Annotated in this window: 21 protein-coding genes; 7 read left to right on the plus strand and 14 right to left on the minus strand. The window is 57.9% G+C overall.

Annotation, left to right across the window (positions count from 1 at the left end; translation table 11 throughout):
* Positions 1–77 precede the first annotated feature (77 nt).
* The 4 genes from M0D68_RS11995 to M0D68_RS12010 form a co-directional block, all read right to left on the minus strand.
* Positions 78–2,279 carry a xanthine dehydrogenase family protein molybdopterin-binding subunit gene (locus tag M0D68_RS11995; RefSeq protein WP_266224314.1) on the minus strand — a complete coding sequence of 734 codons (2,202 nt, stop codon included), beginning with the start codon at positions 2,277–2,279 and terminating at the stop codon, positions 78–80.
* Positions 2,276–3,256 (minus strand): xanthine dehydrogenase family protein subunit M, encoded by a 981-nt coding sequence (locus M0D68_RS12000; protein WP_266224316.1) that lies wholly within the window; start codon positions 3,254–3,256, stop codon positions 2,276–2,278. Before M0D68_RS12000 ends, M0D68_RS11995 begins: the two co-directional genes overlap by 4 nt.
* Positions 3,243–3,926 carry a 2Fe-2S iron-sulfur cluster-binding protein gene (locus M0D68_RS12005; RefSeq protein WP_308112680.1) on the minus strand — a complete coding sequence of 228 codons (684 nt, stop codon included), beginning with the start codon at positions 3,924–3,926 and terminating at the stop codon, positions 3,243–3,245. The genes M0D68_RS12000 and M0D68_RS12005 overlap by 14 nt, the downstream gene beginning before the upstream one ends.
* A 352-nt stretch (positions 3,927–4,278) precedes the next feature.
* Positions 4,279–5,151, minus strand: a complete 873-nt coding sequence (locus M0D68_RS12010; protein ID WP_266224503.1) for an NmrA family NAD(P)-binding protein — start codon at positions 5,149–5,151, stop codon at positions 4,279–4,281.
* Between the two features lie 102 nt (positions 5,152–5,253).
* Between M0D68_RS12010 and M0D68_RS12015 the strand changes: the two genes are divergently transcribed.
* The 5 genes from M0D68_RS12015 to M0D68_RS12035 all read left to right on the plus strand — a co-directional run bounded on the left by M0D68_RS12015 (position 5,254) and on the right by M0D68_RS12035 (position 10,871).
* Positions 5,254–6,207, plus strand: coding sequence for a LysR family transcriptional regulator (locus tag M0D68_RS12015; RefSeq protein ID WP_093633673.1), 954 nt, complete (start codon positions 5,254–5,256; stop codon positions 6,205–6,207).
* Between the two features lie 481 nt (positions 6,208–6,688).
* The gene (locus tag M0D68_RS12020; protein ID WP_266224318.1) at positions 6,689–7,009 is read left to right on the plus strand and encodes a DUF4148 domain-containing protein; all 321 of its coding nucleotides are present in this window, start codon (positions 6,689–6,691) and stop codon (positions 7,007–7,009) included.
* 472 nt (positions 7,010–7,481) lie between these two features.
* A complete protein-coding gene (locus tag M0D68_RS12025; RefSeq protein ID WP_266224320.1) occupies positions 7,482–8,339 on the plus strand; it encodes an NmrA family NAD(P)-binding protein in 858 nt (285 codons plus the stop codon).
* Between the two features lie 208 nt (positions 8,340–8,547).
* On the plus strand, positions 8,548–9,735 hold the full coding sequence (locus tag M0D68_RS12030; protein ID WP_266224322.1) for an MFS transporter: 1,188 nt from the start codon (positions 8,548–8,550) through the stop codon (positions 9,733–9,735).
* Positions 9,736–10,013: 278 nt separating this feature from the next.
* Positions 10,014–10,871: a LysR family transcriptional regulator gene (locus M0D68_RS12035; protein WP_266224324.1), complete on the plus strand. Its 858-nt coding sequence runs from the start codon at positions 10,014–10,016 to the stop codon at positions 10,869–10,871.
* Positions 10,872–10,941: 70 nt separating this feature from the next.
* Here M0D68_RS12035 and M0D68_RS12040 read toward each other — a convergent pair whose 3' ends face one another.
* From M0D68_RS12040 to M0D68_RS12065, 7 genes are all read right to left on the minus strand, one after another.
* Positions 10,942–11,805: a glycine betaine ABC transporter substrate-binding protein gene (locus tag M0D68_RS12040; protein ID WP_093633678.1), complete on the minus strand. Its 864-nt coding sequence runs from the start codon at positions 11,803–11,805 to the stop codon at positions 10,942–10,944.
* A gap of 117 nt (positions 11,806–11,922) precedes the next feature.
* Entirely contained in the window at positions 11,923–13,557 is a 1,635-nt protein-coding gene (locus M0D68_RS12045) for a choline dehydrogenase (protein WP_266210717.1), read from the minus strand.
* Entirely contained in the window at positions 13,554–13,892 is a 339-nt protein-coding gene (locus M0D68_RS12050; protein WP_266210716.1) for a cupin domain-containing protein, read from the minus strand. The genes M0D68_RS12045 and M0D68_RS12050 overlap by 4 nt, the downstream gene beginning before the upstream one ends.
* A gap of 54 nt (positions 13,893–13,946) precedes the next feature.
* On the minus strand, positions 13,947–15,128 hold the full coding sequence (locus tag M0D68_RS12055) for a Xaa-Pro peptidase family protein (RefSeq protein WP_167378335.1): 1,182 nt from the start codon (positions 15,126–15,128) through the stop codon (positions 13,947–13,949).
* 218 nt (positions 15,129–15,346) lie between these two features.
* The gene (locus M0D68_RS36610) at positions 15,347–15,640 is read right to left on the minus strand and encodes a LysR substrate-binding domain-containing protein (RefSeq protein ID WP_367619316.1); all 294 of its coding nucleotides are present in this window, start codon (positions 15,638–15,640) and stop codon (positions 15,347–15,349) included.
* 114 nt (positions 15,641–15,754) lie between these two features.
* Positions 15,755–16,294, minus strand: a complete 540-nt coding sequence (locus tag M0D68_RS12060) for a cytochrome b (RefSeq protein WP_093633683.1) — start codon at positions 16,292–16,294, stop codon at positions 15,755–15,757.
* Complete coding sequence (locus M0D68_RS12065) at positions 16,291–17,352, minus strand: catalase family peroxidase (protein ID WP_266224504.1); 1,062 nt, start codon at positions 17,350–17,352, stop codon at positions 16,291–16,293. The genes M0D68_RS12060 and M0D68_RS12065 overlap by 4 nt, the downstream gene beginning before the upstream one ends.
* A 454-nt stretch (positions 17,353–17,806) precedes the next feature.
* Between M0D68_RS12065 and M0D68_RS12070 the strand changes: the two genes are divergently transcribed.
* Positions 17,807–18,955, plus strand: coding sequence for a porin (locus M0D68_RS12070; RefSeq protein ID WP_266224326.1), 1,149 nt, complete (start codon positions 17,807–17,809; stop codon positions 18,953–18,955).
* A gap of 68 nt (positions 18,956–19,023) precedes the next feature.
* Here the strand turns inward: M0D68_RS12070 and M0D68_RS12075 are convergent, their stop codons facing one another.
* The 3 genes from M0D68_RS12075 to M0D68_RS12085 form a co-directional block, all read right to left on the minus strand.
* Positions 19,024–19,980 carry a VOC family protein gene (locus M0D68_RS12075; protein ID WP_266224327.1) on the minus strand — a complete coding sequence of 319 codons (957 nt, stop codon included), beginning with the start codon at positions 19,978–19,980 and terminating at the stop codon, positions 19,024–19,026.
* A 78-nt stretch (positions 19,981–20,058) separates the two neighbouring features.
* Positions 20,059–21,486 (minus strand): MFS transporter, encoded by a 1,428-nt coding sequence (locus tag M0D68_RS12080; RefSeq protein ID WP_167378336.1) that lies wholly within the window; start codon positions 21,484–21,486, stop codon positions 20,059–20,061.
* A gap of 75 nt (positions 21,487–21,561) precedes the next feature.
* Complete coding sequence (locus M0D68_RS12085; RefSeq protein WP_266224328.1) at positions 21,562–22,350, minus strand: glutathione S-transferase family protein; 789 nt, start codon at positions 22,348–22,350, stop codon at positions 21,562–21,564.
* A gap of 57 nt (positions 22,351–22,407) precedes the next feature.
* On the opposite strand from M0D68_RS12085, the gene M0D68_RS12090 reads away from it, so the two are divergent.
* Positions 22,408–23,259 (plus strand): TetR/AcrR family transcriptional regulator, encoded by an 852-nt coding sequence (locus M0D68_RS12090; protein WP_266224329.1) that lies wholly within the window; start codon positions 22,408–22,410, stop codon positions 23,257–23,259.
* Positions 23,260–23,272 lie beyond the last annotated feature (13 nt).

Genomic DNA, 23,272 nt, shown 5'->3' on the forward strand with positions numbered 1-23,272 from the left:
ATCATGGGGCCGCCGGGCCGACCGAGCGATAGCGGCACACGGCACACTCAACCGGTCAGACGCCTCGTCACACCGCTTTACGTTTGGATGAGCTTGTCAGGTGTGATTGGCAGATCGCGTACACGTACGCCGATTGCGTCGAATACAGCATTCGCTACGGCCGCTGCGACGCCTGTCGCGCCGAGTTCACCGATCCCCTTGGCACCAAGCGGACCGGAGTTCGCGTCGAATTCGTCGATAAACGCCACGTCTATGTCAGGTGGGATGTCCGCGTTCACCGGGATGGGAACGCCCGCAAGATCTTTTGCAAGCCAGCGCCCGAGTGTCGGCTCGTAGTGGCTGGCCTCCATGGCGGCCATACCCCAGCCCCAGACAATGCCGCCGATCATTTGTGATCGGGACGTCATGGAGTTGATGATTCGGCCCGCGCTATAGACTCCTGTTGCCCGGCGAAGTCGCAGCAGTCCCAGCTCGGGATCAACAGCGACTTCCACAAAGACAACCCCGAAAGATCGCGTGGGGAATCCCGGAGAACCCATATCGACCGGCGCGTTGCCAGGCAAATCAAATGCGCCTTCCGAAGCGAGTTCGGCCACACCAGCTTCGCCCAGAATGTCCCGGATAGTGCGCGACGTACTGCCGTAAGCGATCCGTCCGCCCTCCAGCGAAACCTGGTCCGCGGGCCAACCGGCGAGCCTCGCCAGTTTGGACCGAACATCCTGTGCGGCCTTTTGTACAGCGGCACCCGTGCTTATTGTGGTGCTCGATCCGTAGGTGGGCCCGGCATACGGCAGGTTCGTGTCGCCCGATAGCGCCGTCACCTGCGCCGGGTCCAGCCCGAGCACGTCGGCAACGATCTGAGGAAACACCGTGGCAGGCCCCGTGCCAATGTCGCAGAAGCTTGATTCAAGTTGAGCCGTCCCGTCCGCGCGTAGCCTCACCTTCGCGGTCGAGTGAAACCGTGCCTGCCCCTGGCTGCAGTCCGCCATTCCGCATCCGATCCGCCAGTGACCGTCAAGCGTTCCGCCTTTCGGACGTTCGCGCCACCCGAAGCGTCTTGCGCCTTCGTCGTAGGCCTCCCGCAGCTTTTTCGACGACCACGGCTTTCCGCTCTCGGGGTCCAGCTCCGTGTAGTTAGCCAGGCGCAGATCGAGAGGATCGACGTTTAAAGATCTCGCCAGTTCATCCATGGCCGAGCCCAGTGCCCAGGACCCCGGACCATCCCAGGGTGAACGCATGAAGGTCGGCAATACAACGTGACCACGGCGGATTCGGTGGGTAGCAGAAATGTTCTCGCAGGCGTAGAAGGACTTCGCGGGTACTGCACCAAATTCCACATAGTCGTCGGTCACACCTGTGACATTTACGGCCTCATGGCTAACACCGAGAAGCCTACCCTGCGAATCCGAACCAAGACGTACTTCATGGGTCATCTGGGGTTGATAGCCGACCATGCCGTACTGCTGCTGGCGGGTCAGCACCATCTTGACCGGCCGACCCGCGACGCGGGCAGCCATGCTGACCAGGATTTCATGAGGCCATACAAAGGCTTTGGTGCCAAAGCCTCCGCCCGTGTGCGGGGCGACAACGCGAACTTTAGAATGATCGATTCCGAATGCCGCCGCCAGTGTGTTCTGCACTGCTGGAAGATGCTGCACCGCATCGTACACAGTCAGCCTCCCGCCCTCCCAAACCGCGAGAATGGCGCACGGCTCCATCGGATTGCCATGACGAGAGGGTTGCGTATATTCGCCGCCTGCGCGGACTGCAGCACCCGCAATCGCCCCAGCGGCATCGCCCTTGTGGAATTCGAGTGCATTCGCTTTCGAATAATTACCCTTATCTGGAGCAACGTCTGCGGCAGGCGCGGTGTCAGGTACGACAAACGGGCGCCTTTCATAGCGCACGCGGACGACAGCTGCGCCCGCTTCGGCTGCCTGCAAACTCTCAGCCAACACCATGGCAACCGGCTGTCCCTCGTAGACGATGTCGTCCGATTGCATGGGCATGAATCGCGTCGCAAGCGGTGGCACGCTGATTTCGTCCAGCTTCCGATGCACGCGCGGCATGTCGGACGCCTTCAATACTCTGACCACGCCGACTCGTGCCAGAGCGGCCGTCGTCTCGATCGAGACGACCCGTCCTGCTGGAATCGTCGCATTGACGAACACCGCATAGAGTTGGGACGGGAGGTTCCGGTCGCCCGCATAGAGCGCGGAACCTGTGACCTTGATGGGGCCGTCATGCCGGGGGATGGATTGACCCAGATTGCTCATCATGTCCTCGCTGCCGTATCGATGGTGCGCAATACTGCGTTGCGTGCGATAACAACCTTATAGCCGTTGCGCGAGAGTGGGCGCGCATCGACAAGACCTGCGTCGACGGCCGCATTTATGCCTGCGGAGCCCAGACGCTGACCAACCAGCCTGCGCTCAGTTTCGTCCAACCTCCATGGCCGCATCGCCACCGAACCCAGCGCGATCCGCGCATTCGTGATGACGTCACCGTCAAGGTCGAGCGCCACGGCTGTCGACACAGTCGCGTACTCGTAGCTTTCGCGCTCGCGAATCTTCAGATAGGCGGACTTTGGCCAGGCTCTCGGCAGTTCAACCGCCGTAATCAACTCCCCGCCCGCGAGTCGGTGATGCGCCGCCGGGTTCTCGCCGGGCAGCACGTGGAAGTCGCGCGCTGGAATTCGCCGGCCTCCCCCGGGACGGTCGGTTATGAATACCGCGTCGAGGGCCGCAAGCGAGACCGCTGGGTCGGATGGTTGTACGGCCACACAGTCCTCGGTCCAGCCGAAAATGGCGTGCTTCTCGTTGAAACCGTGCAGCGCAGCACAGCCCGAACCCGCAACGCGTTTATTACAGGGTGTCGGCTCGTCCGCGCGGAAATATGGGCATCGCACACGTTGCAGCGGATTTCCACCTATCGTCGCCAGATTCCGGATTTGCGCCGATGCAGCCTTCAATATCGACTGCGAGAGGACAGGATAGTCACGCATGACCTGCGGATGCTGGGCGATATCGTTCAGCTTGCTCAACGCACCGATAGTCAGCCCGCCGGACGATGTCTGACGGATCTCCGACAAGCCCTCAATTCGACCGATATCAATGATCTTCGTTGGCCGCTCGATCCCAATGCGCATCCAGTTCAACAGCTCGGTGCCACCTGCAAGGAACGCTGACCCACTGGAATGGGCAAGTGCGAGTGCTTCACCTGTCGATGACACCCGCTCGTATTCAAACGGTTCCATGGACGCCTCCGTGCATTTCGACCGAAGCCGTCTGGACTGCCTCGGCGATTTGAGGGTAGGCCGAACATCGACAGATGTTTCCGCTCATCCATTCCCGAATTTCCGCATTGGACTTGGTGTGCCCCTCTTCAATGCAGCCGACCGCAGACATGATCTGCCCCGACGTGCAGAACCCGCACTGGAAAGCATCGCATTTTATGAAAGCACGCTGCACCGGATGCAACGAATCGCCAGCCGCGAGTCCCTCGACCGTCGTCACGTGCCGGCTCTCCAGGGTGGCCGCGAGAACGAAACAGGAGTTGACTCGTCTTCCGTCCAGCATAACCGTACAGGCGCCGCACTCCCCGCGGTTGCAACCTTTCTTGGCACCGGTGAGGTGCAACTGCTCCCGCAGCAGATCGAGCAACGTCACGTCGGAGCGCACCTCTACACGATGCGCAACGCCATTGATCGTGACCGATATGCGAACAAGATTGTTCGCACGCGGAGCGTGAGACCTGCCCTGCGTCGACGTAGGGACGGGTGCAGCCTGGACGCCATTCAGCGCCACTGACGTCGCGGCGGCGAGAGTTGACCGGAATAGACCGCGGCGAGTCATCGCCACGCCGCCCCCTCCTTGGTGTGCATCGCCGTCGGCCAGATCTGATTTTGCTTCCTGATCGTCTTTCATGTGTATTCCTCAATATCTGCATAACATCACGAACACAAAGCGTGCTTCGATTTCATGGAAGACAACCACTCAAGAACCCGTCGAGACGCTTTCGAACCGAGGATCTGGTTTATTGTGCGCGCACGACACCGAAGGCTCGATAGCGTTTATGTCATTTTTTAAATGACGATTTGTCATCAATATCGACTGCGAGTTGCTTGCTCCCCGTCTAAGTGCCTCGTACAACCCCAACTCCACGCACGACCAGAGCGATCCGTTTGCTCCATCGAGTCATCATTTAATTATTAAACGATAATTACAAGAAATGCAAGCAACGACTGACACCTTTACCAAGGTCGAAACAGCGGTACAGTCAGACGGTTTCAGACATACGTTGGATCACCCCGCGCACGACTGTTTCCAGCGGAACGCTGCCTTTGACTGTACTCGCCGGGCGTTCGAATTCGATCCACCCTTCGTTGAAACCATCCAGCATCTGGATACGCGGCAATGAATTTTTCATTCCTTGGGACGCGAACAGACGCTCCCACGTGTCCCGAGCCACAGGCTCCATCCGAACATTCCTACCTAGTAATCGGGAGAACACTTCAGCGACTTCGTTGGGCGTCGTCCGACGCGGTCCCTCGAGTTCTATGATCCGGTGCTCAGTCCAATTTTGGCGGAGCAGGCTCGCCGCCATCCGGCCTACATCGGCGGTTGCTACCATAGGAACAGGCCTGTCCAACGGATAAAGGAAACTGGGAATTACACCGGACGCGAGCGCCGGCTCCAGGTCGAATGCCGTGTTTTCCATGAACCATCCCGCGCGGAGGCACGCGACTGGCATAGGCAGCAAGCCGAATGCTCGCTCCATCATTCCTGATTGCTGCAGCAGGTTGGGCTGCGTTGCCTGGGCACCGATCGTGGACAGACAAACTACACGCTTGGGCATTGACGCGGTCAGGGCGTCGCTCAAAGCGGCGATTGCGGCCTTCGACTCAGGAAACCCGGGCGCCGGATCAAAATTCGGGGGGAGCGAAATGAAGACCGCGTCGGCTCCGTCAAAAGCACGTGCCAAGGCGACTGCGTCGTTCATTTCGGCTATTGCCACCTCACATCCCTGGTTTGCCCAGCCCTCTCCTTTGACAGGATTCCGAACGACTCCACGCACGTCCAGTCCTGCCGCAAGCAGAACACGTGCAACGACCCCTCCTACTTGCCCGGTAATTCCGGTGACCGCAAACATTGGCCCCTCCTGATTCGCATCATTCAATGCAGCAATTTTGTGCGTCGACACGTCCTTTCGCGATAACATCAGTGTCATTTGATAAATGCTGCGGAGGCATTGATGGCCGGCTTCGACGAACGAATTCTGAACGGAATGAGTGTTCTGTCCGCGATAGTCGACACCGGTAGTTTCGCTGGTGCGGGTGACATGCTCGACATGTCTCAGTCCGGTGTCAGCCGCTGCATAGCACGGCTTGAAGCGCGCCTCGGGGTCCGTCTCCTGGATCGCACGACGCGCTCTGTCACGCTGACGGATGAGGGCCGTCGCCTCTGCGAGCAAGTGATACCACTGCTTGCGGCGCTTGAAGAGGCCGCGACGTCCGCTACCGAAGGAGCGACCGCCGTACGCGGTCGCCTGAGGGTCAATGTCGATCCATTTTTTTCCCGCCTGCTCCTTGCTCCGAAGCTAGGGTCATTTATCGATCAATATCCGGAGCTCCGACTGGAATTGGTCACCAGAGATCAGCTCGGCGATATGATCGCCGACGGCTTTGACCTCGCGGTCCGATTTGGTGAACCTCGACCTTCCAGTCTCGTGGCGCGAAAACTCCTCGATACGCGCATCCTGACGGTTGCAGCGCCCGCTTATCTCAAGCGCAAGGGCCGCCCCGAGCAACCCTCCGAGCTCGAAAATGATACTCATCAATGCATCAGGTTTCGGGATCCCGAAACAGGGCGGCCCTTCGACTGGGAATTTCACCGCGGGCGCAAAAAAATTTCCGTTGAGGTGGCTGGACGACTCACGGTCAACGATGTCGGCACCATGCATAGCGTCTGCGTGGCCGGGCACGCCATTGCTCAGGTGATGGAGCTCGGTGTAGAACAACTACTCGCGGATGGCCGGCTCGTGGAGCTGTTCCCCGACTGGCCTGACGATCGATTCCCTCTCTACGCACTCTATCCTTCCCGCCACCATGTTCCGGCAAAGGTGCGCATGTTTCTCGATTTCATTGTGTCGCTCAGCGCAGCGCCAGAAAAAACGCTTGATAGGCGACCCAAGGCTAGTCGTCCCTAACGACAAGATCGTTCACCATCTTTGAGCTCGAAAGCTTGTCCCGCGTGGATGAGCGGTTCACCCGTCCGGCCGTGACCCCGCGCTGACGATTTCGCATCTCCCTGCCGTTGAAAACCGGCGCATTTCCGTGGCTTTCACCAGGCCAGTCCCCTATCGCGGTAGACAGCCGCTTCCGGCTCTCACCTGAACCGTCGTCCGCCGCGACCTCAAGACATATCGGGGCGTCATACCCCCACAGCCTGCCTCCCAACGACGCGGATACCTGCCGAACATTTTGCCAGCAGCGCTGGCCGCAGAATTTAGCTGCGACGCGTTTCGGTTGCTCGATTCATTTCTTCCTGTCAGCTTCCCGGCGATTCATTTCATGACAATCCGGCATCAATGAGATGACCGCGATGCTATTTCAGTTTCATCTCCTTTTGTCCAGAATCCATTCCGAACCATACGTTCTTCTCTTAACCCAAACCGAAGGAGATTTGCCATGAACTTCCGTCAACTCACCCTGGCCGTCGCAACTGCCCTTGCCTTTCCAATCGCGAGCCATGCCCAGGAAACCGCTTCCCCCGTAACCCGTGCCCAGGTGCGCGCCGAACTCGTGCAGATCGAAAACGCCGGCTACCTCCCGGGTAAGAACGATCCCCACTACCCGGACGACATTCAGGCTGCCGAGGCCAAGATCAGCGCACAGCGCGATACCGATGCCAACGTCGAAAGCAGTTTCGGTGGCGTACAGGACGGCTCCGTGGCATCGGGCAGCCGCACTGTCGCTAAAGGGCTCAGTTCTCTCTTTGCGCATCACTGAACGACATGCCGTCCGGCCCGCAAATCTGCACTCTGCCTCGCCGGACGGTCGCCTTCAGGCTGGACTTTCACTCGCCCGAATTACCTGTAGCCAATCGCCCGCGCGCTTTACTACGGACCCAATGCCAGCATGCGTAAGCCCCGCTACTGTCACACACTCAAGTCTATTGAATTCAATCGTTATTTTTAATGACATTTTGTCATATGACTTCTGACGTGGCGGATATTCATTTACCAGGTCGTTCAACTTAAGCTCCAAGACGCTTCATCAGAAGGCAGCGATGCATTGAATCAGCGCTCTGCCGGGTTACTCGCCGTCAACCAATTGTCTGGATGCCAGATTGAACGGTATTCGAGCGGTTCTCGTCGTTTCCTGAAGTTCGGCGAGGTCCCCTTCCTTCGCCGCTGATCTCCGAAGGCAGGCTATGTCCGCCGCCCCGACAGTTTCAATATCGTTTAAAGGACTAAAACAAATGTACGCAATTACAGGAATTACAGGAAAAGTCGGCGGTGTCGTCGCTCGATCGCTTTTGAAGGCAGGACTACCTGTTCGTGCCGTTGTCCGCGACGTCGCGAAGGGTCAATCATGGGCAGAGCTCGGTTGCGAGATCGCCCTTGCGGAAATCGGCGACGCAGAAGCGCTTACGAAGGCTTTCGAGGGCACAGACGGCGTGTTCCTGATGACACCTCCGAATTACGATCCCCAACCAGGCTTCCCGCAAACGCAGGCTAACGCTGTTGCAGTCAAGAAAGCGCTGCTGGCTGCGCAGCCAAAACAGGTAGTGTTCCTTTCGACAGTTGGTGCGCATGTCGCGGAGCCCAACCTGCTCAATAACTCCAGGATGACCGAGGAGATGCTTCGCACGCTGGACCTCCCAGTGTGCATGCTTCGTGCGGCCTGGTTCATGGAAAACGCAGCGTGGGATGTAGATGCCGCGCGCACAGGGGCAATTCATTGCTTCCTGCAACCGCTAGACCATCCCATCCCGATGGTGGCCGCTGATGACATCGGACGCAACGCAGCAGAAATCCTTCGTGACGCATGGACCGGCGTGCGAATTGTCGAACTGGAGGGGCCTGCACGCTATAGCGCAAACGACATCGCGTCCGGATTCAGCGCCGCCCTGGGCCATCCTGTGCGCATGGTTCCGGTGCCGCGCGATACATGGGAAACACTGTTTCGGTCACAAGGCATGCAGTATCCAATGCCCCGTATCCGCATGATCGATGGCTTCAACGAGGGTTGGATTGACTTCCAGGGCGGTATTGGCATTGAGCACCGTAAGGCCCAAATTCCGCTCGATGATGTTCTCAAGACGCTGGTTGCGTAACTGGGCAAAGATACGCTGACCGAAAATCGGTTTCTGTTTCCAGCTACATACCTGCCCGAACAAATGACAAAACGGCATTGATGAGATGAGAGTCGCGATATTGATGGCTCGGAGGAGTCCTCGGAAAATCGACCCGTTGATTAGTTAATCGGGCGGCTGGGCGTTGAACAAAACGTAATCAACGTCCAGCCCCAAATCAGGGGGTACAGTGGGAACAGATCTATCAATTGAGGAATCGCCTGCTTCCTCGACTCACCACATCGGCTTTGCGATGACTGCGCTTATGGCGCTCGCATGCGGACTTATCGCAGCCAGCAGTTACCTCGCACAACCGCTTATCGTCTTCATCGCGCCCAAGGTCGGACTGCCGCTTTGGGGCGCAAGTCTGGTCATTACACTCAGCCAGGCGGGCTACTGCGTCGGACTAGTCATTCTCGCCCCCCTCGGGGATCTCGTGGAGAATCGACGACTCGTTTTGTTGACACTCACCGGACTCTGCGTCGCGTTGACTGTGATGGCAGGCGCAACCAATGCTGTTCTGCTTCTGGTCGCCGCGTTTTCTCTTGGTGTCGGCACCACCGCCGTACAGATGCTTATCCCTTTGGCGGCGCACATGACTGACGATGCGTCCCGAGGTCGAGTAGTTGGCAAGATCACTGGCGGACTACTCGCGGGCATCATGCTTGCGCGACCTATTGCGAGCATCGCTGAAAACGTCTTGGGGTGGCGCGGTCTATATATTCTCGACGCCGTCATTCTCGTCGCGCTCACGCTTCTTCTCAGTCGCCAGCTTCCGGTTAGGCAACCGGAAGCAAGGCACAGCTACAAGGCGTTGATCGGATCTTTACTTTCGCTAGCGCGGGCGCACCGATCCCTGCGGCAACTTTCAACGGCCCAGGCATGCCTATTCGCGTCATTTAGCCTCTTCTGGGGTACTGCGCCGATCATCCTCATGCACCGATTCGGGTTCAATTCGATGGCTGTGGCATTGTTCGCGCTCGTCGGGGCAGCCGGCGCACTGTCGGCACCTCTCGCTGGCTACGCAGCCGACCATGGGTTCGGGCGGATTGGTCGCATCGCTGGGATTTCGCTTGTCGTCTGCGGGTTCGCGATGGTAGGGGCACTGGACTCGGTGACAGGATGGGTCATAGGAGCACTGATGATCGACGCAGGTGTACAGGTGTCTCACGTCATTTCACAGCGAGCCATACTAGCGCTGGATCAATCAGCCAGCAGTCGCCTGAATAGTCTTTACATTGCCATCTTCTTTCTTGGCGGCGCATTGGGCTCTGCTCTGGTCTCCCCCCTGCTGCTGATCGATTGGCGGTGCATCGCAGCGGCAGGCGCGCTGACTGCCTCATTAGCAGCGGTATTTTCTCCAGACAGGGAGTTATAGAGAACCCTTCAACATCGACTTCATCATTTGCTTCGATAGAGACGGGGCGATCCGCGTCTGCGCGGACGCGGTCGGAGTCGGCACGCGACTCATAACAGAATTGGAGTTTCAGTTGTGTATGTAGAATGACATGTGTGCTTTCCTCCGTACCGTTCGTCCATCAATACACGGAGCGGGTGCAGTGCACCCGCATCGCCGTAGCCTCGCCGCCACTTCTCGTTCAAAATACGCTGTCGCCTACGTGGATCGAACCATGCGCAGAGGAAAACTCGACTTGAATGTTCTGGAGACGTACGCGACGGTCTGCCTTTCCGGCAGCACTCAAAAGTGCGGCGGAACACCTTCATCTGACGCAGTCGGCAGTCAGCATGCAGATCAAGCGGCTCGAAGACGCTGTCCAGCAGCGGTTGCTGGAGCGGAACAATCAGAGCCTCCGCGTCACGCCGGCTGGCGAGCGAATGTTGATTCACGCGCGTGCCCTACTCCGGCTTGAGAACACGTTGGTCAATGCGTTCGCGAGCGATCCTATTGCTGGTGAGGTGAGAATAGGCGTACCGGCGGACTATGCACCTGCGCTCCTGTCTGCGGCGTTGCCGTACCTGCACGGCAATTTCCCAGCGGTAGTGCCTTCAGTTGAATGTGACCTGAGCCGGAAGCTGCGCCGAAAGATCGAGAATGATGAGCTTGACCTCGCCATTCTGACCCAGGATGTAGACATCGACTCCGGCTTGCCCCTTTGGGAGGAGCGCCTCGTCTGGGCCGAGCCCTTGCCGGTCGAGCCTATTACCGGCGGCTATACGCCGATCGGACTACTGGACGTCGATTGTGTGCTGCGAGACATGACCCTACGTCTCGCAGCTCAGCACGCTCCATTGCACAGAATCGCCTTCCGCTCAGGAAATCTGGCAAGCATTGTCTCGGCCGTTGAGAACGGATTTTGCGCGTCCCTCATCCCCCAGAGCTCGCTGAGCCTGACAACCAACGTGGCGAACAGACTTAGGATCACGCCGGTCAACGATCGCCTCCGGATCCGCCTCGCAGTCTCTAGCGGAGGAAAGCCGGGAATGGAGGCGATTGCGGCCTTTCTGCAAACGCAGCTGATTATTTCGGCCCGGCGTACCGAAGGAAGCCCTTGACCGGAATTTTCAGGTGTTCGGGCATATGCGAAGGCACGTCGTTGCTTACCTCGTTCGGCAAGTGCCAGAATTACTGACTCGCGCCGACCCACGTGTTCACGCGCTCTCCGTGCGCGGCGATCCACGAAGCAGCGGCATCCTCGGGCTTAGCGCCGTTCTCCGTGGCAAGCATAATGCTGTCGAGCTCGCCGGGCTTCCACTGGAACTTCTTCAGGAATGCAACCACCGAAGGCGCTTTCGAGTCGAGGCTCGGATTAACTACGCTATCGTAATGATCTCCGTCGCCGAAAGCACTCTTCGGATCCTGGAGGAACTTCAGCTTCCATTTCGCGAACATCCAATGCGGTATCCATCCCGTCACGACGACAGGTTTGTGTGAGTTGATGGATCGGGAGAGTTCCGCGACCATTGCCGGTCCCGAGCTGGGAAGCAATTGGTAATCCAGGTTGTAGACCTTGATCGCGTCCGCAGCCTTTTTCATGATGCCCGCACCCGCATCGATCCCGACGATGCGCCCAGAAAAGTCCGCCTTATGCGCCTGCAGGTCGGCAATGCTGTCGATGGAGACATAGTCGGGTACGACGAGCCCTATCTTTGCTCCAAGATAGTTGGCGCCAAGGTCGTGGACCTGATCCTTGTATCGTTCCCAGTAAGCGGCGTGTGAGTTGGGCAAAGCCGCCGCGAGAATGATATCGAGGTCACCTCGCGCGACGCCGCCCCACATGATGCCAGGTGCTGCGGGAATAAGCTTGACGGGATATCCGAGGCGCTTCTCGATGACTTGTGCCGCCACCGTTGCAGACGCGACGCTGTCATCCCAGCCTTGCACATAGCCAAGGTTCAGCGTCGGCTTTGAGTCCGCCATCGAGTTTCCGGTGATGAGACCGGTGAGCGCGAATGCGCCGGCCAGAACAAGCTTCTTGAGATGTTTCATTTGGTTCTCCTTTTCCCTGGACATGTGGAGTGGTATTTCCTACTGGTGCTCAACATTGTGGCGACCTCGTCTCGATCAATTTGATCCCTCATCGCCTGGAACCGATCGAAGTGAATCTCACGAGTGAAATTTCAGAGCAACGGGACTCAGCGGTTTCTTTCCGAGTACCAGGTCGCTGGCGCGTTCGGCCAGCATGATCGTCGCGGCGTTGATATTGGCGCTTGGCACGGACGGCATGACGGAAGCGTCAATGACTCGAAGTCCGTCCACTCCCAACACCTTGAGATCAGCGTCTACGACCGTCATTGGGTCGTTTCCTGATCCCATGCGGCACGTGCCACATGGGTGGTAGGCGCTGGCGGCATCTTCGCGGATGAACTCATCAAGGCGTTCGACGTCAGTTGTGTCGACTCCTGGCATGTCTTCCCGAAAGTGATAGCGTCGGAACGCTGGCTGGCTGGAAAACAGAAGCCCCAGACGTACTGCCTCACGCATGACACGCCAGTCTTCTTCAGTGGCAAGATAATTCGGGTCGATCAGAACAGGATCATCAGCCCTGCCACTTCTGAGGCGTACCTGTCCTCGACTCGTCGGACGCATCGGGCCAACGCCGATGCGATACCCATTTGTATGCCTGGTTGGCGTCCAGTCCTTGTTGAAGAACACGGGAAAAAAATGGAACTGGATGTCTGGATGCGGAATGTCCAGTGCGCTTTTCAGAAACGCACCGACGTGGCATTGATTCACCGCCGCGACGCCCGTTTTGCAACCGAACCACTGAACTCCGGCGATCAGCATTCTGTGCAGTTGAAGTTCCCGGTTCAACGATACCGGCTCACGAGTCTCGATCTGAATGTGGCACTCAAGATGGTCCTGAAGGTTTGACCCGACGCCGCGAAGATTCACGCGTGAGTCGACGCCGTGTTCGCTGAGATGCTCCCCGGGCCCAATCCCCGACAGCATCAGCAGTTGTGGAGAGCCAAAAACGCCAGCACAAAGCAAGGTTTCCCTACGTGCCACAACGTTCACGAGCTCACCATGCCGCTTCACGTTGAATCCGGTGGCTCTATTCCCGACGAAGTTGATTCTGCGCAGGGTACTGTCGGTCCAGACAGTCAACCGGTCGTCATCGGGCCGGCTATGCAGGTACCCATACGAGGCGCTATTTCGAATACCTCTGTCAACGCTCATTTCAAAACGCGACACGCCTTCCTGCTGATATCCGTTAACGTCTTCGGTCAGCGGATAGCCTGCCTGCTGTCCAGCAGCCAGGAAGGCCCGGTTCAGAGGGCTCAGGCGCTCCTGGCGCTGTGCGCGAATAAATCCCTCCGCACCGCGGTACTCGCTTTCGACCTCGCTTCGCTCGATCTTGCGGAAATACGGGAGACAGTTTTCCCATCCCCAGCCTGTTGCACCTTCCTTTACCCATCGCTCGTAATCCAGTGGATGACCTCGCAGCCATGTCATACCGTTGATCGATGAGGACCCCCCTAGTACGCGTCCGCGGGGCTGTGTTATCCGGCGGTCATTCAAATGATGTTGCGGCTCAGTCTGGAACCAATAGTTATACTTCGAGGTCGGCCGAAAAATCGATCGCAGCCCGGCAGGCATCCGAATGATCCAGGAGTTATCGCTCGGCCCCGCTTCGATGAGCAGAACCGTGTGGCCGGCGTCAGCCAGTCTTCGAGCCAATACGCAGCCCGCCGAGCCTGCGCCTCCGATAACATAGTCGAATATCGCCGTCTGGCTCATGCGCTCACCCGCGAAGCACGGTTGCCGCTCGTGGGCACATCGGCGTGATAGCAGTATCTAGTTTCGATCTCGGCGTCGATTTTCCACGTTGCCTCGGCACCCGTGGCTATTGACACAAAATCACCCGCTTCGATATCAACAACCGTCCCATCTGGGAAAGTTAGACGTGCCCTCCCCCTCACAACGTAAAACGAAGCGCCAGGGAAATATCGATGGACATAGCTGTCGTCATTGCATACCCACGTTGACCACTCAATCGTTTTTCTTTCAATATCTTTAGTAGCACGAATGTTGTAAATCGGCGCAGTGCTGAAAAAATACTTCTTGGTGGACATGACCTGAGACCGGGATCGAGAAAAATGTGGAAATCGACGATTGCCCGCTTATCTTCAAAGATAGTCGAGCTCAAACGGACAGTCAGAAAGAGCGACTGGGCCGGTTGATGTAATCAAGGCGGGTTGTTCGAGCTTGACACCATCTGGACCTCCGACCGCGCCAATATAGCTTTCAACACAAACGGTCATACCCTCCACGAATTCGCCAGGGTACTGCCACGCCGGAGCATCCTGTCGGAAATAGACGAGTGGGTATTCCACGCCAAAACCGATTCCGTGAACCATCTCCGCGTAACGGTTGGGGACGTAGAGATCCGGCATCTGCCACGACGCCTGGACGTATTCTTCGAAAGTTAAGCCTGGGCGCAGCAACGACAGATTGTGTTGCAACTGCTCGTAAGCGAGAGCGTAGTTGGTCCGCTGCTCGGGTGTCGGACGACAATCTCCAATAACGAACGAGCGAGTCTGGTCAGTGAAGATGCCGTTTGGACCCACCAGATCGCTGTCAAACACCAGCATTTCCCCTGCTTCAATGATCTTGGCGGACGCTTCCGTGAACCACGGATTGGTGTGATGGCCAGACGCGAGGCATCGTGTCTCCTGATGTTCACCACCGTGTTCGATGTTGTACTGATTCAGCAGAGAGAGGAGATAGTTTTCCGACACTCCTGGTCTGGCATGCTGACGCATGAAGGTAATGGCATCGGTGCAAACTTGCATCGAGCCACGAATGATCTCAATCTCTTCGGTTGATTTGACAGATCTTGCGAGTTCGAGAGGACCTTTGGCGTCGACCACATGTACGCCTAGCCGGTCGAGCGCTCGCAATGGCAAGAGATCGGCCCGGTCCAGACCGAGCGTGGCATCCTGTCCGCAGACTTCCCGCAGGAGGTCAGCTATCTCGGACGCCCATAGGGTTGCGTGTTCAGCGGCCCGGCTTCCGGAGCCGAAGTAATCCCATGATTTCGCGGGTCTCGTTTCACTGATCAATGTGTTGCTGTCGGAAAGGTGCATCGCACCACCGTAATCGAACAGAACAACGGGGCCAGAAACCGGAACGAACACGTAGCGGACCATATGGTGCGAACTCCACACCTGCATGTTGCGACTGCCGGTCGCGTATCGAAGGTTCAGCGGGTCAAACAGAATGGCGGCGTCGACACCTGCTTCCGCGAGCATCAAGCGCGTTCGCTCGAGCCGATAAGCGCTCACCCTGTCGTAACCGATTGCCTCCATTTCCTTCCTCATCAAGACTCAAGCGTCACTGGTGAGTTTGAAGATACCCGGTCGAATTTCAGTCGGCAAACGAAAGTATCTGACGCGGTACTTCAAATTTTTTGAATCACGCGTCGGGAGCAATCTGCGGGCCGTGACGGGACGCTGCGTCGCAGACGGGGACCAAATATCGGCTGAATGGCGCGTTAGGGCAGATGGTCCGGCTGGCCGATTTCCCGCTATCTGCCTTTCAAAGGCGATGTCGAAAAGTACCGCCGCTCACCCATTACGCTCACTAATGCTGAAAGCGCGGACGAATATGTCCTGCCGCGTCGAACAAAGACCTGAGCGCGTGCGGACTGCAGAATCGGGTTCGAGCTCGGCAGCGCAAAAAGGCTAGCCTGATTCAATTCAGGCTGAACCGATATCTTCGGCAAGAAGGTCACAGCGTCGTTCGTGGCGGCAATCGCTTTAAGCGCACGCACCGAATTTGCCACAAAGCGCGCCTCCACCTCTATCCTTTCAAGAGTCATCCTGTTTAATGGTCGCTCCGCTAGGAGGCCAATAGCACAGCCGATGATAAGGCGAGCGCTCGTTGAGGCTCGCCGGTCACCGGATTTGGCATACACCTTCTTCCGCTTAAACCTCTACCCTTTGCGCCACGACGCCATGGCCTGAAAAACGCCATCACGCCTGACCAGCGCATGAAAGAGCGCGGCTGCGATATGAAGAACGATCAGCGCAAAGAAGCACAGCGCAAGAAATCTGTGCGCATTCCAGAGCAGCGTGTGCAGTTCGTTGCTGTGAGGCAAAAATGACGGCAGTCGAATGCCGGCCACCACGACGGGATAATCGGCTGCTGACAGCATGCCCCAGCCGAGTAGCGGAAGTGCAAACATCAACGCATAGAATGCTACATGCGAAAGATAAGCCGCAAGCTTCATCGGCTCAGGCATATCTGATGGTAGTGGCGGCGCACCTCGCACAAGTCTTACTATCAGCCGGATCAGCGCGAGCACGAGAATCAGCATGCCCAACGGTTTGTGAATCGAAACCAGCGTGAGATAGTCGGGCCGAACGGTCGACACCATGCCGACGCCAATAAACAGCATCGACAGAATGCATATCGCCATGATCCAGTGCAAAGCGCGCTGTATTGGCGTGAAGCGCTTGTGGCTCGATGTCATGGCTTGACCCCTGCGGTTGGCGTGTGCGGATAGTCTTTGTCCTCGGCGGTCCGACGGTTGAACGATACCGAGTAGGCCGCCGAGCGCGCAGCGGGGAACGGATCGTCAGAAACACGAATGCCCGAAGGAAGCACTGTCGGATCGAAGTTGAGATCACGGCACGGCCCATTGGCTTCGGGTTCGATGGCGTTGACCACCAGTGTGCCGGCCTCCACTTTGCGGCGATCATCAGGCCAGGCTTTGCTCGGATCGGCAGTCGGGTCACCCGGATTGGCGACGGTGACGATCATCGTCCAGCGTTGCGGAGCGCTGCTCACCCGCTGCGTAATGTCCGAAGCAAGGAAGTCGGGGCTGCGCTGTTTAAGATCGTCCGGAGAGACAGGCTCAGGCTTCGCTTCCGGTACAAAGGACCAGCGCACGACCTGATCCTGTCCTTCTGCGTTCGTGAAGATAAAGCTGTTGAGGCTGTTATACCGCTCTTGCGCATAAGACGCCGTCCAGGGTGCGCCGGTTGCCCACGCACCGAATCTCGCAAACTCAGGGTGGGCGGCAATGAAGTTCTTCATCGCGTCGGGGTCGTCCGTTCGCGCCGAAGCTTGCAACAGGGCATAGAAGCCTTGGGGCGTCGCAACGGGGAAGAAAGGCGCATCGATCATCGCCGAGCGCCATTCGTTTCCATCCTGTGTGACCACACGCAGGCTGAGGCCGCGAACGCGCACGGTAGCGTCTGTGGCTTTGGCATCCGGCGTGGCCAGATTGAACCGTCCTGTGACCGGATACGAGCCCGGCGCAAACATCTGCGCCTTTGACAGCGCTGCTGCGCCTCCATTCGACTCGAATGTGCCGGTAAAACAGACGCCTTTAGCGTGGTTACGCCGGAAACCCAAAGCGGGTCCGCCTGGAGGCGCCAGGCCATTGACGATTTTTGCGGGGGTCAGGCGGTCTGGCGAAAGCCAGCCTGCGGTGTAGGCGAAGGCAAGCACTACCACGGCAACGACAAGTGCGATCAGGGCCAGCGAACGCGTAACGGAAACGTTGGAGCTCGGTCTGTCGGTCATGGGACTCTCGATCAAGAGTGCAGGTAGCGAAAATCTAGCAGCATTATGAAACTCGTGCCAGGAAGATGCGCGTTGAACCAGCACTCGTCTCCCTTCCCCCCACCCCGCCACCCGCCATCCCGGCAAATCAGCCGAGACGCTTCGTACATTCACTAAGGGAAATCCTTCCCATCCAGTCAATTGACAATTCCCCATTGTGGGAATATAAATTCCATCCATGCGATCCCATTCGTGACGCGAAGCACGGCTTTGCGCATGCGATCGTGTCTCACGCGCTTCGGTCTCGAAAATCGTAATCGCATCTTCGGCAAAGTTTGCCGATAGAGAAAGCGCCGGCGACCAACCGCGCACCAAGGAAACGCGAAAAGGCTGGAGGTCGCCGAACGTTAGGTGGAAATGCTTTCCAGACCGCTTCACATCAGTTAGTACTATAAAATATACATTGGAGACAGGCATGAATCGGATCACGGCGATCTCAGGCGTTCTCGTAGCTGCGCTCGCTTCAACGTGGTGCAGCGCGGCCCGCGCCCAGAGTGTCACGCTATACGGAATCATCGATACGGGCATTGAATACGTGAATCACGCGAACCAGACGGGCGGTTCGCTCGTGCGAATGCCGAGCACCACCGGCGAGCTACCCTCGCGGTGGGGTCTGAAAGGCTCAGAGCCGCTTGGCGAAGGCTACAACGCGGTGTTCACGCTCGAAAGCGGTTTTGCAACCGGCACAGGCAGCCTCAATCAGGGTGGCCGCTTGTTCGGCAGACAAGCCTTTGTCGGGATCGACGGTCCGCTCGGTGCGTTGACCTTCGGTCGGCAGTATTCAATGCTGTTCTGGTCGCTGCAGCCCGCCGATATCGTCGGCACCAACATCTATGGACTGGCCTCGCTCGATGCATGGATTGCAAATCCTCGCAGCGACAATACGGTCGTCTATCAGAAGCATGTCGGAGGCCTGACGGTCGGCGCAAGCTACTCGTTCGGTCGGGACGCGTCACCGGCAAACGGATTCAATACGCCCGGAGAGGGAACCTGCGCAGGTAGTATTCCCGGCAATGCCGCGGCATGCCGGGAATGGTCGCTTCTGCTGAAATACGACGCCAGAAGCTGGGGCGCCGCGGCGAGCTACGATCGCCAGAATGGTGGTCCTGGTGCTGCGGCTAGCCTCTTCAACGGCCTGACACCCGTTGCTCTGACCAGCAGCGGCAATCGGGACGCACGTCTGGTGCTGGACGGGTATGCGAAGGTGGGCAAGTTCACCTTCGGGGCAGTATGGCTGAATCGTCATGTGAACTCGGCCTCAACGACAACACCCACCATCACGTCGAATCAATATGCGCTGGAGGCGGACTATCAGATGTCGCCGGCGCTGTTTTTCGACATGCTGCTGCAGCGGGTTATCGATCGCCAGCAAGATACGCGAGCAAGCATGGAAGTGGCCCGCGCCACCTACCTTTTGTCGCCGCGCACGGCAGCGTATGCGCAACTTGGTTTTCTGCAGAACAGCGCCAAGGCCGCTTATTCAGTAAGCGGCGGCGGAGCGTCCACGCCAGGCAAAGGGATGAGTCAGGTGGGCAGCATGCTTGGCATCCGGCACTCGTTCTAGCCGCTCCCCGATGAACGGCCGCCTGCTCGATTGTTTCGAGGCTGGCCGTTCTGAAGCAAACCTTCCGGCTACTCCGGAATGCTGGCCAGTTCGGGATCGATCTCGGCCAGCAGCCTCACATCTTCCTCGGGATGCTTGATCAGAAACTCCGGCAGATTCGCGACCCAATGCTGATTTGCAAACGGCGGGTTCCAGATCCTCGGTTGCCAGCGATCGTCCAGACAGTCGGTATCGGCCGAATACTCGGCCTCACCGCCTGCTGGATTGTTGATGTAAGCGTAAATCGTCGAAGAAAGCCGATGCCGCCCCAGCCCCAGGTTGCTTGTCCAGCCCGTGCGTTGCATATGATTCGCACCCGCTACAAGCTCATCCAGATTTTCGACGCCGAACGAGATATGGACAAATCGGGCGCGCGTGTCTTTTAGCCAGAACAGGTTGTGATGATCGGACCGCCCGTCGGCTCGAAGAAATATGCCGCGATCGCGTGAAACATCCGTTATGCGGAACTTAAGTCGATCCCGATAGAACCGCGCCGCCTTCTCGTAATCCGGGCAGGCAAAGACGACATGATGGATGAGTTGAGGCGCCGCGCGCTTGAACCATTTACGGTGGCGATTCCAGCGTAGCGAGCGGCCAGGCGAGTTGACCAGCTCTTCGTCCGAGATCAGCGGCTGGCGTTCGAAGAGACCAAACCCGATCGACAAGCCCGCATCGTCGATACAATAGATTCGCCCGTAAGCGTCTTTTTCGACGGCCCGATCGCGGCGCAGGTCAGCCTCGATCGCGTCGAGGCTTGCCTGACTATCGACTCCCCAGATGACCTGCCGGACACCCGGCCCCGAACCGAAAGACGGCGGCAGCGCGGAATCTGTACTCTGCCGCAGAACTACGTTCGAACCTTCGCGTAGTCTGTACTCTACGGCATCGGTATCTTCTCTCACCAGGCCAAAATCATCGAGGAACTGTGTGCAGCGCGCCATATCGTCGACGCCGAACACCACTGTTTGCACACCCAATATAGCCATTTGTGTCTCCATTCAAGAACGCGAAAAAAGCCGCTTATTCCAATTCTCCGAAGCGGCCACGCTGTCACAAAGACAGCTTCAAACGGAGATTTCTTCGAGAATGCGGCCCTTGGTTTCGATTGCGGCAACGGCAACCGTCAGGCCACCGATCAATCCCATCACGGCAAGGAAGAGAAACACCGCACCAACGCCGATGTGGCTAAGGAGTGCCCCAATCACAAGCGGACTCACCACCTGAGCGATACGCAGCCAGGCCATGGCCGCGCCTGCACCTAGCGCCCGCATGCGGGTCGGATAAATTTCAGTGGCATAGGTATGGATACTGCCGAGCCCAATGGCGAGCAGGTAGTTGCTCACCGTCAGCAACGACACCACTGCGAGCATCGGCACCTGCCCGGCCAACCCCAGCACGATCAGCGGCACGGCGCTGCCGAACAACGACAACATGAAAGTGCGGCGACGGCCGATGCTGTCGATCACGAGAACGCTCGTAATGGCACCAGACAGGCCCGCGATGCCCAGCACACTGCTGAGTAGGAACGTGTTGGTGAGGGTGACGTGATAAACGGTCTTGTAGATCGTCGGCAGCCAGGTGATCAGCGCATTGCCACATGCGGAAATGCAGAACATCAGGACCCAGATGCAGACGGTACGAACCGCATAGCCGTTGCGGAACAGATCCGCAAAGCGGCCATGCCGCCGCATAGGATGAAGTGTGAGCGGGCCGACCGCCGGAAGGGTTCGCGTGCCCTGCTTCGATATAGCCGTCTCGATACGCTCCGTGGCAGCGGTGGCTTCATCGATCCTACCTCGCAACGCTAGCCATCGCGGCGATTCCGGGACCACGCCGCCAATCACAAAGATCAGCAAGCCCGGCAGCGCGCCCAGGTAAAACATCGATTTCCAGCCAAACTGCGGAATCAGCCAGACTGCAGCGAATGACGTCAGAAAAAGACCGGCGGCGAATATGCTCTGTAACGAACTGATAACGCGGCCACGAAAACGGGCCGGCGTTAGTTCGTTGACCAGGGTGGCGGCAACCGGCACTTCGCCGCCGAGTCCCAGCCCCTGGATCAGGCGCAGGATAACGAAGGTCATGTAGCTGCCGGCGAACGCGGTCGCCAGACTAAGAACAGCCATGATACCCAGCGCGAGACGCAGTACACGAAGGCGCCCGAAGCGTTCCGACAACCAGCTCAAGCCGATCGCTCCGACGATCTGCCCAAGATACCCGATGGAAAAAACCAGCCCGACCTGACCCGGGGAAAAGTGCCAGAGCTCGATCAGTACAGGCAGCACGAGCGCAATGGCCAGCGAGTCGAACGCATCGAGCAGATGCGCGATACCGACCACGGCAACCAGGCGAACATGCCAGGAAGAGAACGGCAGTCGCTCGATACGTGCGGTGATTTCCGCCGCAGCGGCCGCATGATTGGCATCGGCCGCTGTTGCCGGCGAATGGGTTGCATGCTCCTCAGTGGGAACAATTGCTTTTACCGTCAACACGTCAAGTCTCCTGATATCGTCTGCCCGTCGACGAGGGCAGTTATTATTGAACGTCGATTCCGACGGTGAATGAATCTAAGCTTGTTCCACCATGCGGCCGATGGCTGGCCAGGGATCGACGGAAATCTCTTCGAACGGCGCCCGATCCACCGCCGTCATGCTGCTGACGATTGCGCGCTCGACCGCCGGGCGTTTTCGCGTGCGCTCGTACCATGCCGCCACATGAGGATAGGAATGCAACATCGGCGCGAGGCGCAACATGTCCAGACGGATCACATAGGGTATGACCGCGATATCCGCGAGCGAGAATTCGTCGCCGGCCAGAAAGTCATGATCGAGCGTTGCACGTTCGATCCACTGCAATAGCTTGATGAAATGCCCGACTGCCTCGACACAGAATTTCGAGTCCAGGCCGTGGGCTATCACATCGCGCTTGTAGTCGGAACGCTTCTGATTCGGCGCGCCCGATAGATAGCTTTCGCGGTTGACCGGATCCATTTTCTGGAAGCGTGTCCGGAATGCGATAGCAAAAGTCAGCACCGTGCAGGCGTTGTGCACGTACTCGTCGATGAACTTGTTGAACAGCCGCACGGTAACGCGATTCATCGGGTCTTCCGGCATCAACCGCACGTCAGGAAAGCAGTCCTCGAGATAGTAGAGAATGACTGACGATTCGATGACAGGCTGTCCGTCATGGATCAACGTCGGTACCACACCGTTCGGATTGAGCTTGAGATAAGCCTCGTCGAACTGGTCGCCGCGTAGGGTCATCTGATGGCTTTCCCAATCCAGGTCCTTTTCTGCCAGTTCGATCCTGACTTTCTGCGCGCAGACGGAGTTCACCGTGTGATAAAGCTCAAGCATTGACTTTCTCTCCTATCCGCTGAACACTGTCAATGATTTAATTCCCATTTATGGGAAATGTCAATATGCTTCGACTGCGGGTACCGCCAACCTCGTCCTCACCACAGTCGCGGATTGGGCATAATTCCGCTGCGATGCTCCAATCCTCCGAGTACGATTACCCGTCACCACCAGGAAAAGAACCACCCGGATATGCCAGCCCGAAAAACTGAAAAGACTCGACGCCCGCAAGGCCGCCCGTCCACTGCTGGCGCCGTCGGCAAGGAAGCTATCCTGGCCGCGGCGCGGGAGACACTGAAAACCGTACCGCCAGGAGAGATCACGTTCCAGCAGGTGGCGCTGCTGGCAGGCATCGACAAGAAGTTGATCCGCTACTACTTCGGTCAGATGCCGGATCTTCTCAAGGTGGTCGCCATCCAGATCACGGAGGAACTGCGCAACCGCTTCATCGCCTCCAACGTCCACGACGGTTCCGTCAGAGATCGTCTGCGTCTGCGCATCTCGATCTTTTTGGACTTTTTCGGGAGCAACCCGCACTACCATCGTCTGGTGGTCGACTATCTCTTCAACACGATCGGCCCCGAACGCGATGCCGCGCTCGAGAGGTTCCGGCATTCCATCGGCGAATTGCAGACGCTCCTGAGCGGTGAACACGCTACCGGACAGGCCTATCCACTGGATGCGCGATTCATTCACGTTTCGATTGCCGCGCTTTGCGAATTCATGTTCAGCGCGAAACCTGTCTTCACTGCATTGTTCGGAAACGAAGTCGACTCCCCCGCATTCAAGGAACGATTTTGCGACTTCGTCACCGATCTGGTGATGGGCTCAGCCGCAATCAACGTAGCGGCGAGCGGCAAAAGCGTGGACAAGCCATCGGTAGCCGCGCGAACGCCGCGCAAGCGATAACCGGTGAACGTGC

The sequence above is a fragment of the Paraburkholderia sp. SEWSISQ10-3 4 genome (genome assembly GCF_030464785.1).
GTDB lineage: Bacteria > Pseudomonadota > Gammaproteobacteria > Burkholderiales > Burkholderiaceae > Paraburkholderia > Paraburkholderia aspalathi.

Bases quoted from the DNA above. Each gene is read 5' to 3' on its own strand.
- M0D68_RS12020 (WP_266224318.1), top strand. From the start codon at position 6,689: ATGAACTTCCGTCAACTCACCCTGGCCGTCGCAACTGCCCTTGCCTTT.
- M0D68_RS12075 (WP_266224327.1), bottom strand. From the start codon at position 19,980: ATGGCTATATTGGGTGTGCAAACAGTGGTGTTCGGCGTCGACGATATG.
- M0D68_RS12065 (WP_266224504.1), bottom strand. From the start codon at position 17,352: ATGACCGACAGACCGAGCTCCAACGTTTCCGTTACGCGTTCGCTGGCC.
- M0D68_RS12025 (WP_266224320.1), top strand. From the start codon at position 7,482: ATGTACGCAATTACAGGAATTACAGGAAAAGTCGGCGGTGTCGTCGCT.
- M0D68_RS12045 (WP_266210717.1), bottom strand. From the start codon at position 13,557: ATGAGCCAGACGGCGATATTCGACTATGTTATCGGAGGCGCAGGCTCG.
- M0D68_RS12090 (WP_266224329.1), top strand. From the start codon at position 22,408: ATGTCAATATGCTTCGACTGCGGGTACCGCCAACCTCGTCCTCACCAC.
- M0D68_RS12005 (WP_308112680.1), bottom strand. From the start codon at position 3,926: ATGAAAGACGATCAGGAAGCAAAATCAGATCTGGCCGACGGCGATGCA.
- M0D68_RS12040 (WP_093633678.1), bottom strand. From the start codon at position 11,805: ATGAAACATCTCAAGAAGCTTGTTCTGGCCGGCGCATTCGCGCTCACC.
- M0D68_RS12055 (WP_167378335.1), bottom strand. From the start codon at position 15,128: ATGGAGGCAATCGGTTACGACAGGGTGAGCGCTTATCGGCTCGAGCGA.
- M0D68_RS36610 (WP_367619316.1), bottom strand. From the start codon at position 15,640: ATGACTCTTGAAAGGATAGAGGTGGAGGCGCGCTTTGTGGCAAATTCG.
- M0D68_RS12035 (WP_266224324.1), top strand. From the start codon at position 10,014: ATGTTCTGGAGACGTACGCGACGGTCTGCCTTTCCGGCAGCACTCAAA.
- M0D68_RS12085 (WP_266224328.1), bottom strand. From the start codon at position 22,350: ATGCTTGAGCTTTATCACACGGTGAACTCCGTCTGCGCGCAGAAAGTC.
- M0D68_RS12010 (WP_266224503.1), bottom strand. From the start codon at position 5,151: ATGTTTGCGGTCACCGGAATTACCGGGCAAGTAGGAGGGGTCGTTGCA.
- M0D68_RS12015 (WP_093633673.1), top strand. From the start codon at position 5,254: ATGGCCGGCTTCGACGAACGAATTCTGAACGGAATGAGTGTTCTGTCC.
- M0D68_RS12000 (WP_266224316.1), bottom strand. From the start codon at position 3,256: ATGGAACCGTTTGAATACGAGCGGGTGTCATCGACAGGTGAAGCACTC.
- M0D68_RS12050 (WP_266210716.1), bottom strand. From the start codon at position 13,892: ATGTCCACCAAGAAGTATTTTTTCAGCACTGCGCCGATTTACAACATT.
- M0D68_RS12070 (WP_266224326.1), top strand. From the start codon at position 17,807: ATGAATCGGATCACGGCGATCTCAGGCGTTCTCGTAGCTGCGCTCGCT.
- M0D68_RS12060 (WP_093633683.1), bottom strand. From the start codon at position 16,294: ATGACATCGAGCCACAAGCGCTTCACGCCAATACAGCGCGCTTTGCAC.
- M0D68_RS11995 (WP_266224314.1), bottom strand. From the start codon at position 2,279: ATGATGAGCAATCTGGGTCAATCCATCCCCCGGCATGACGGCCCCATC.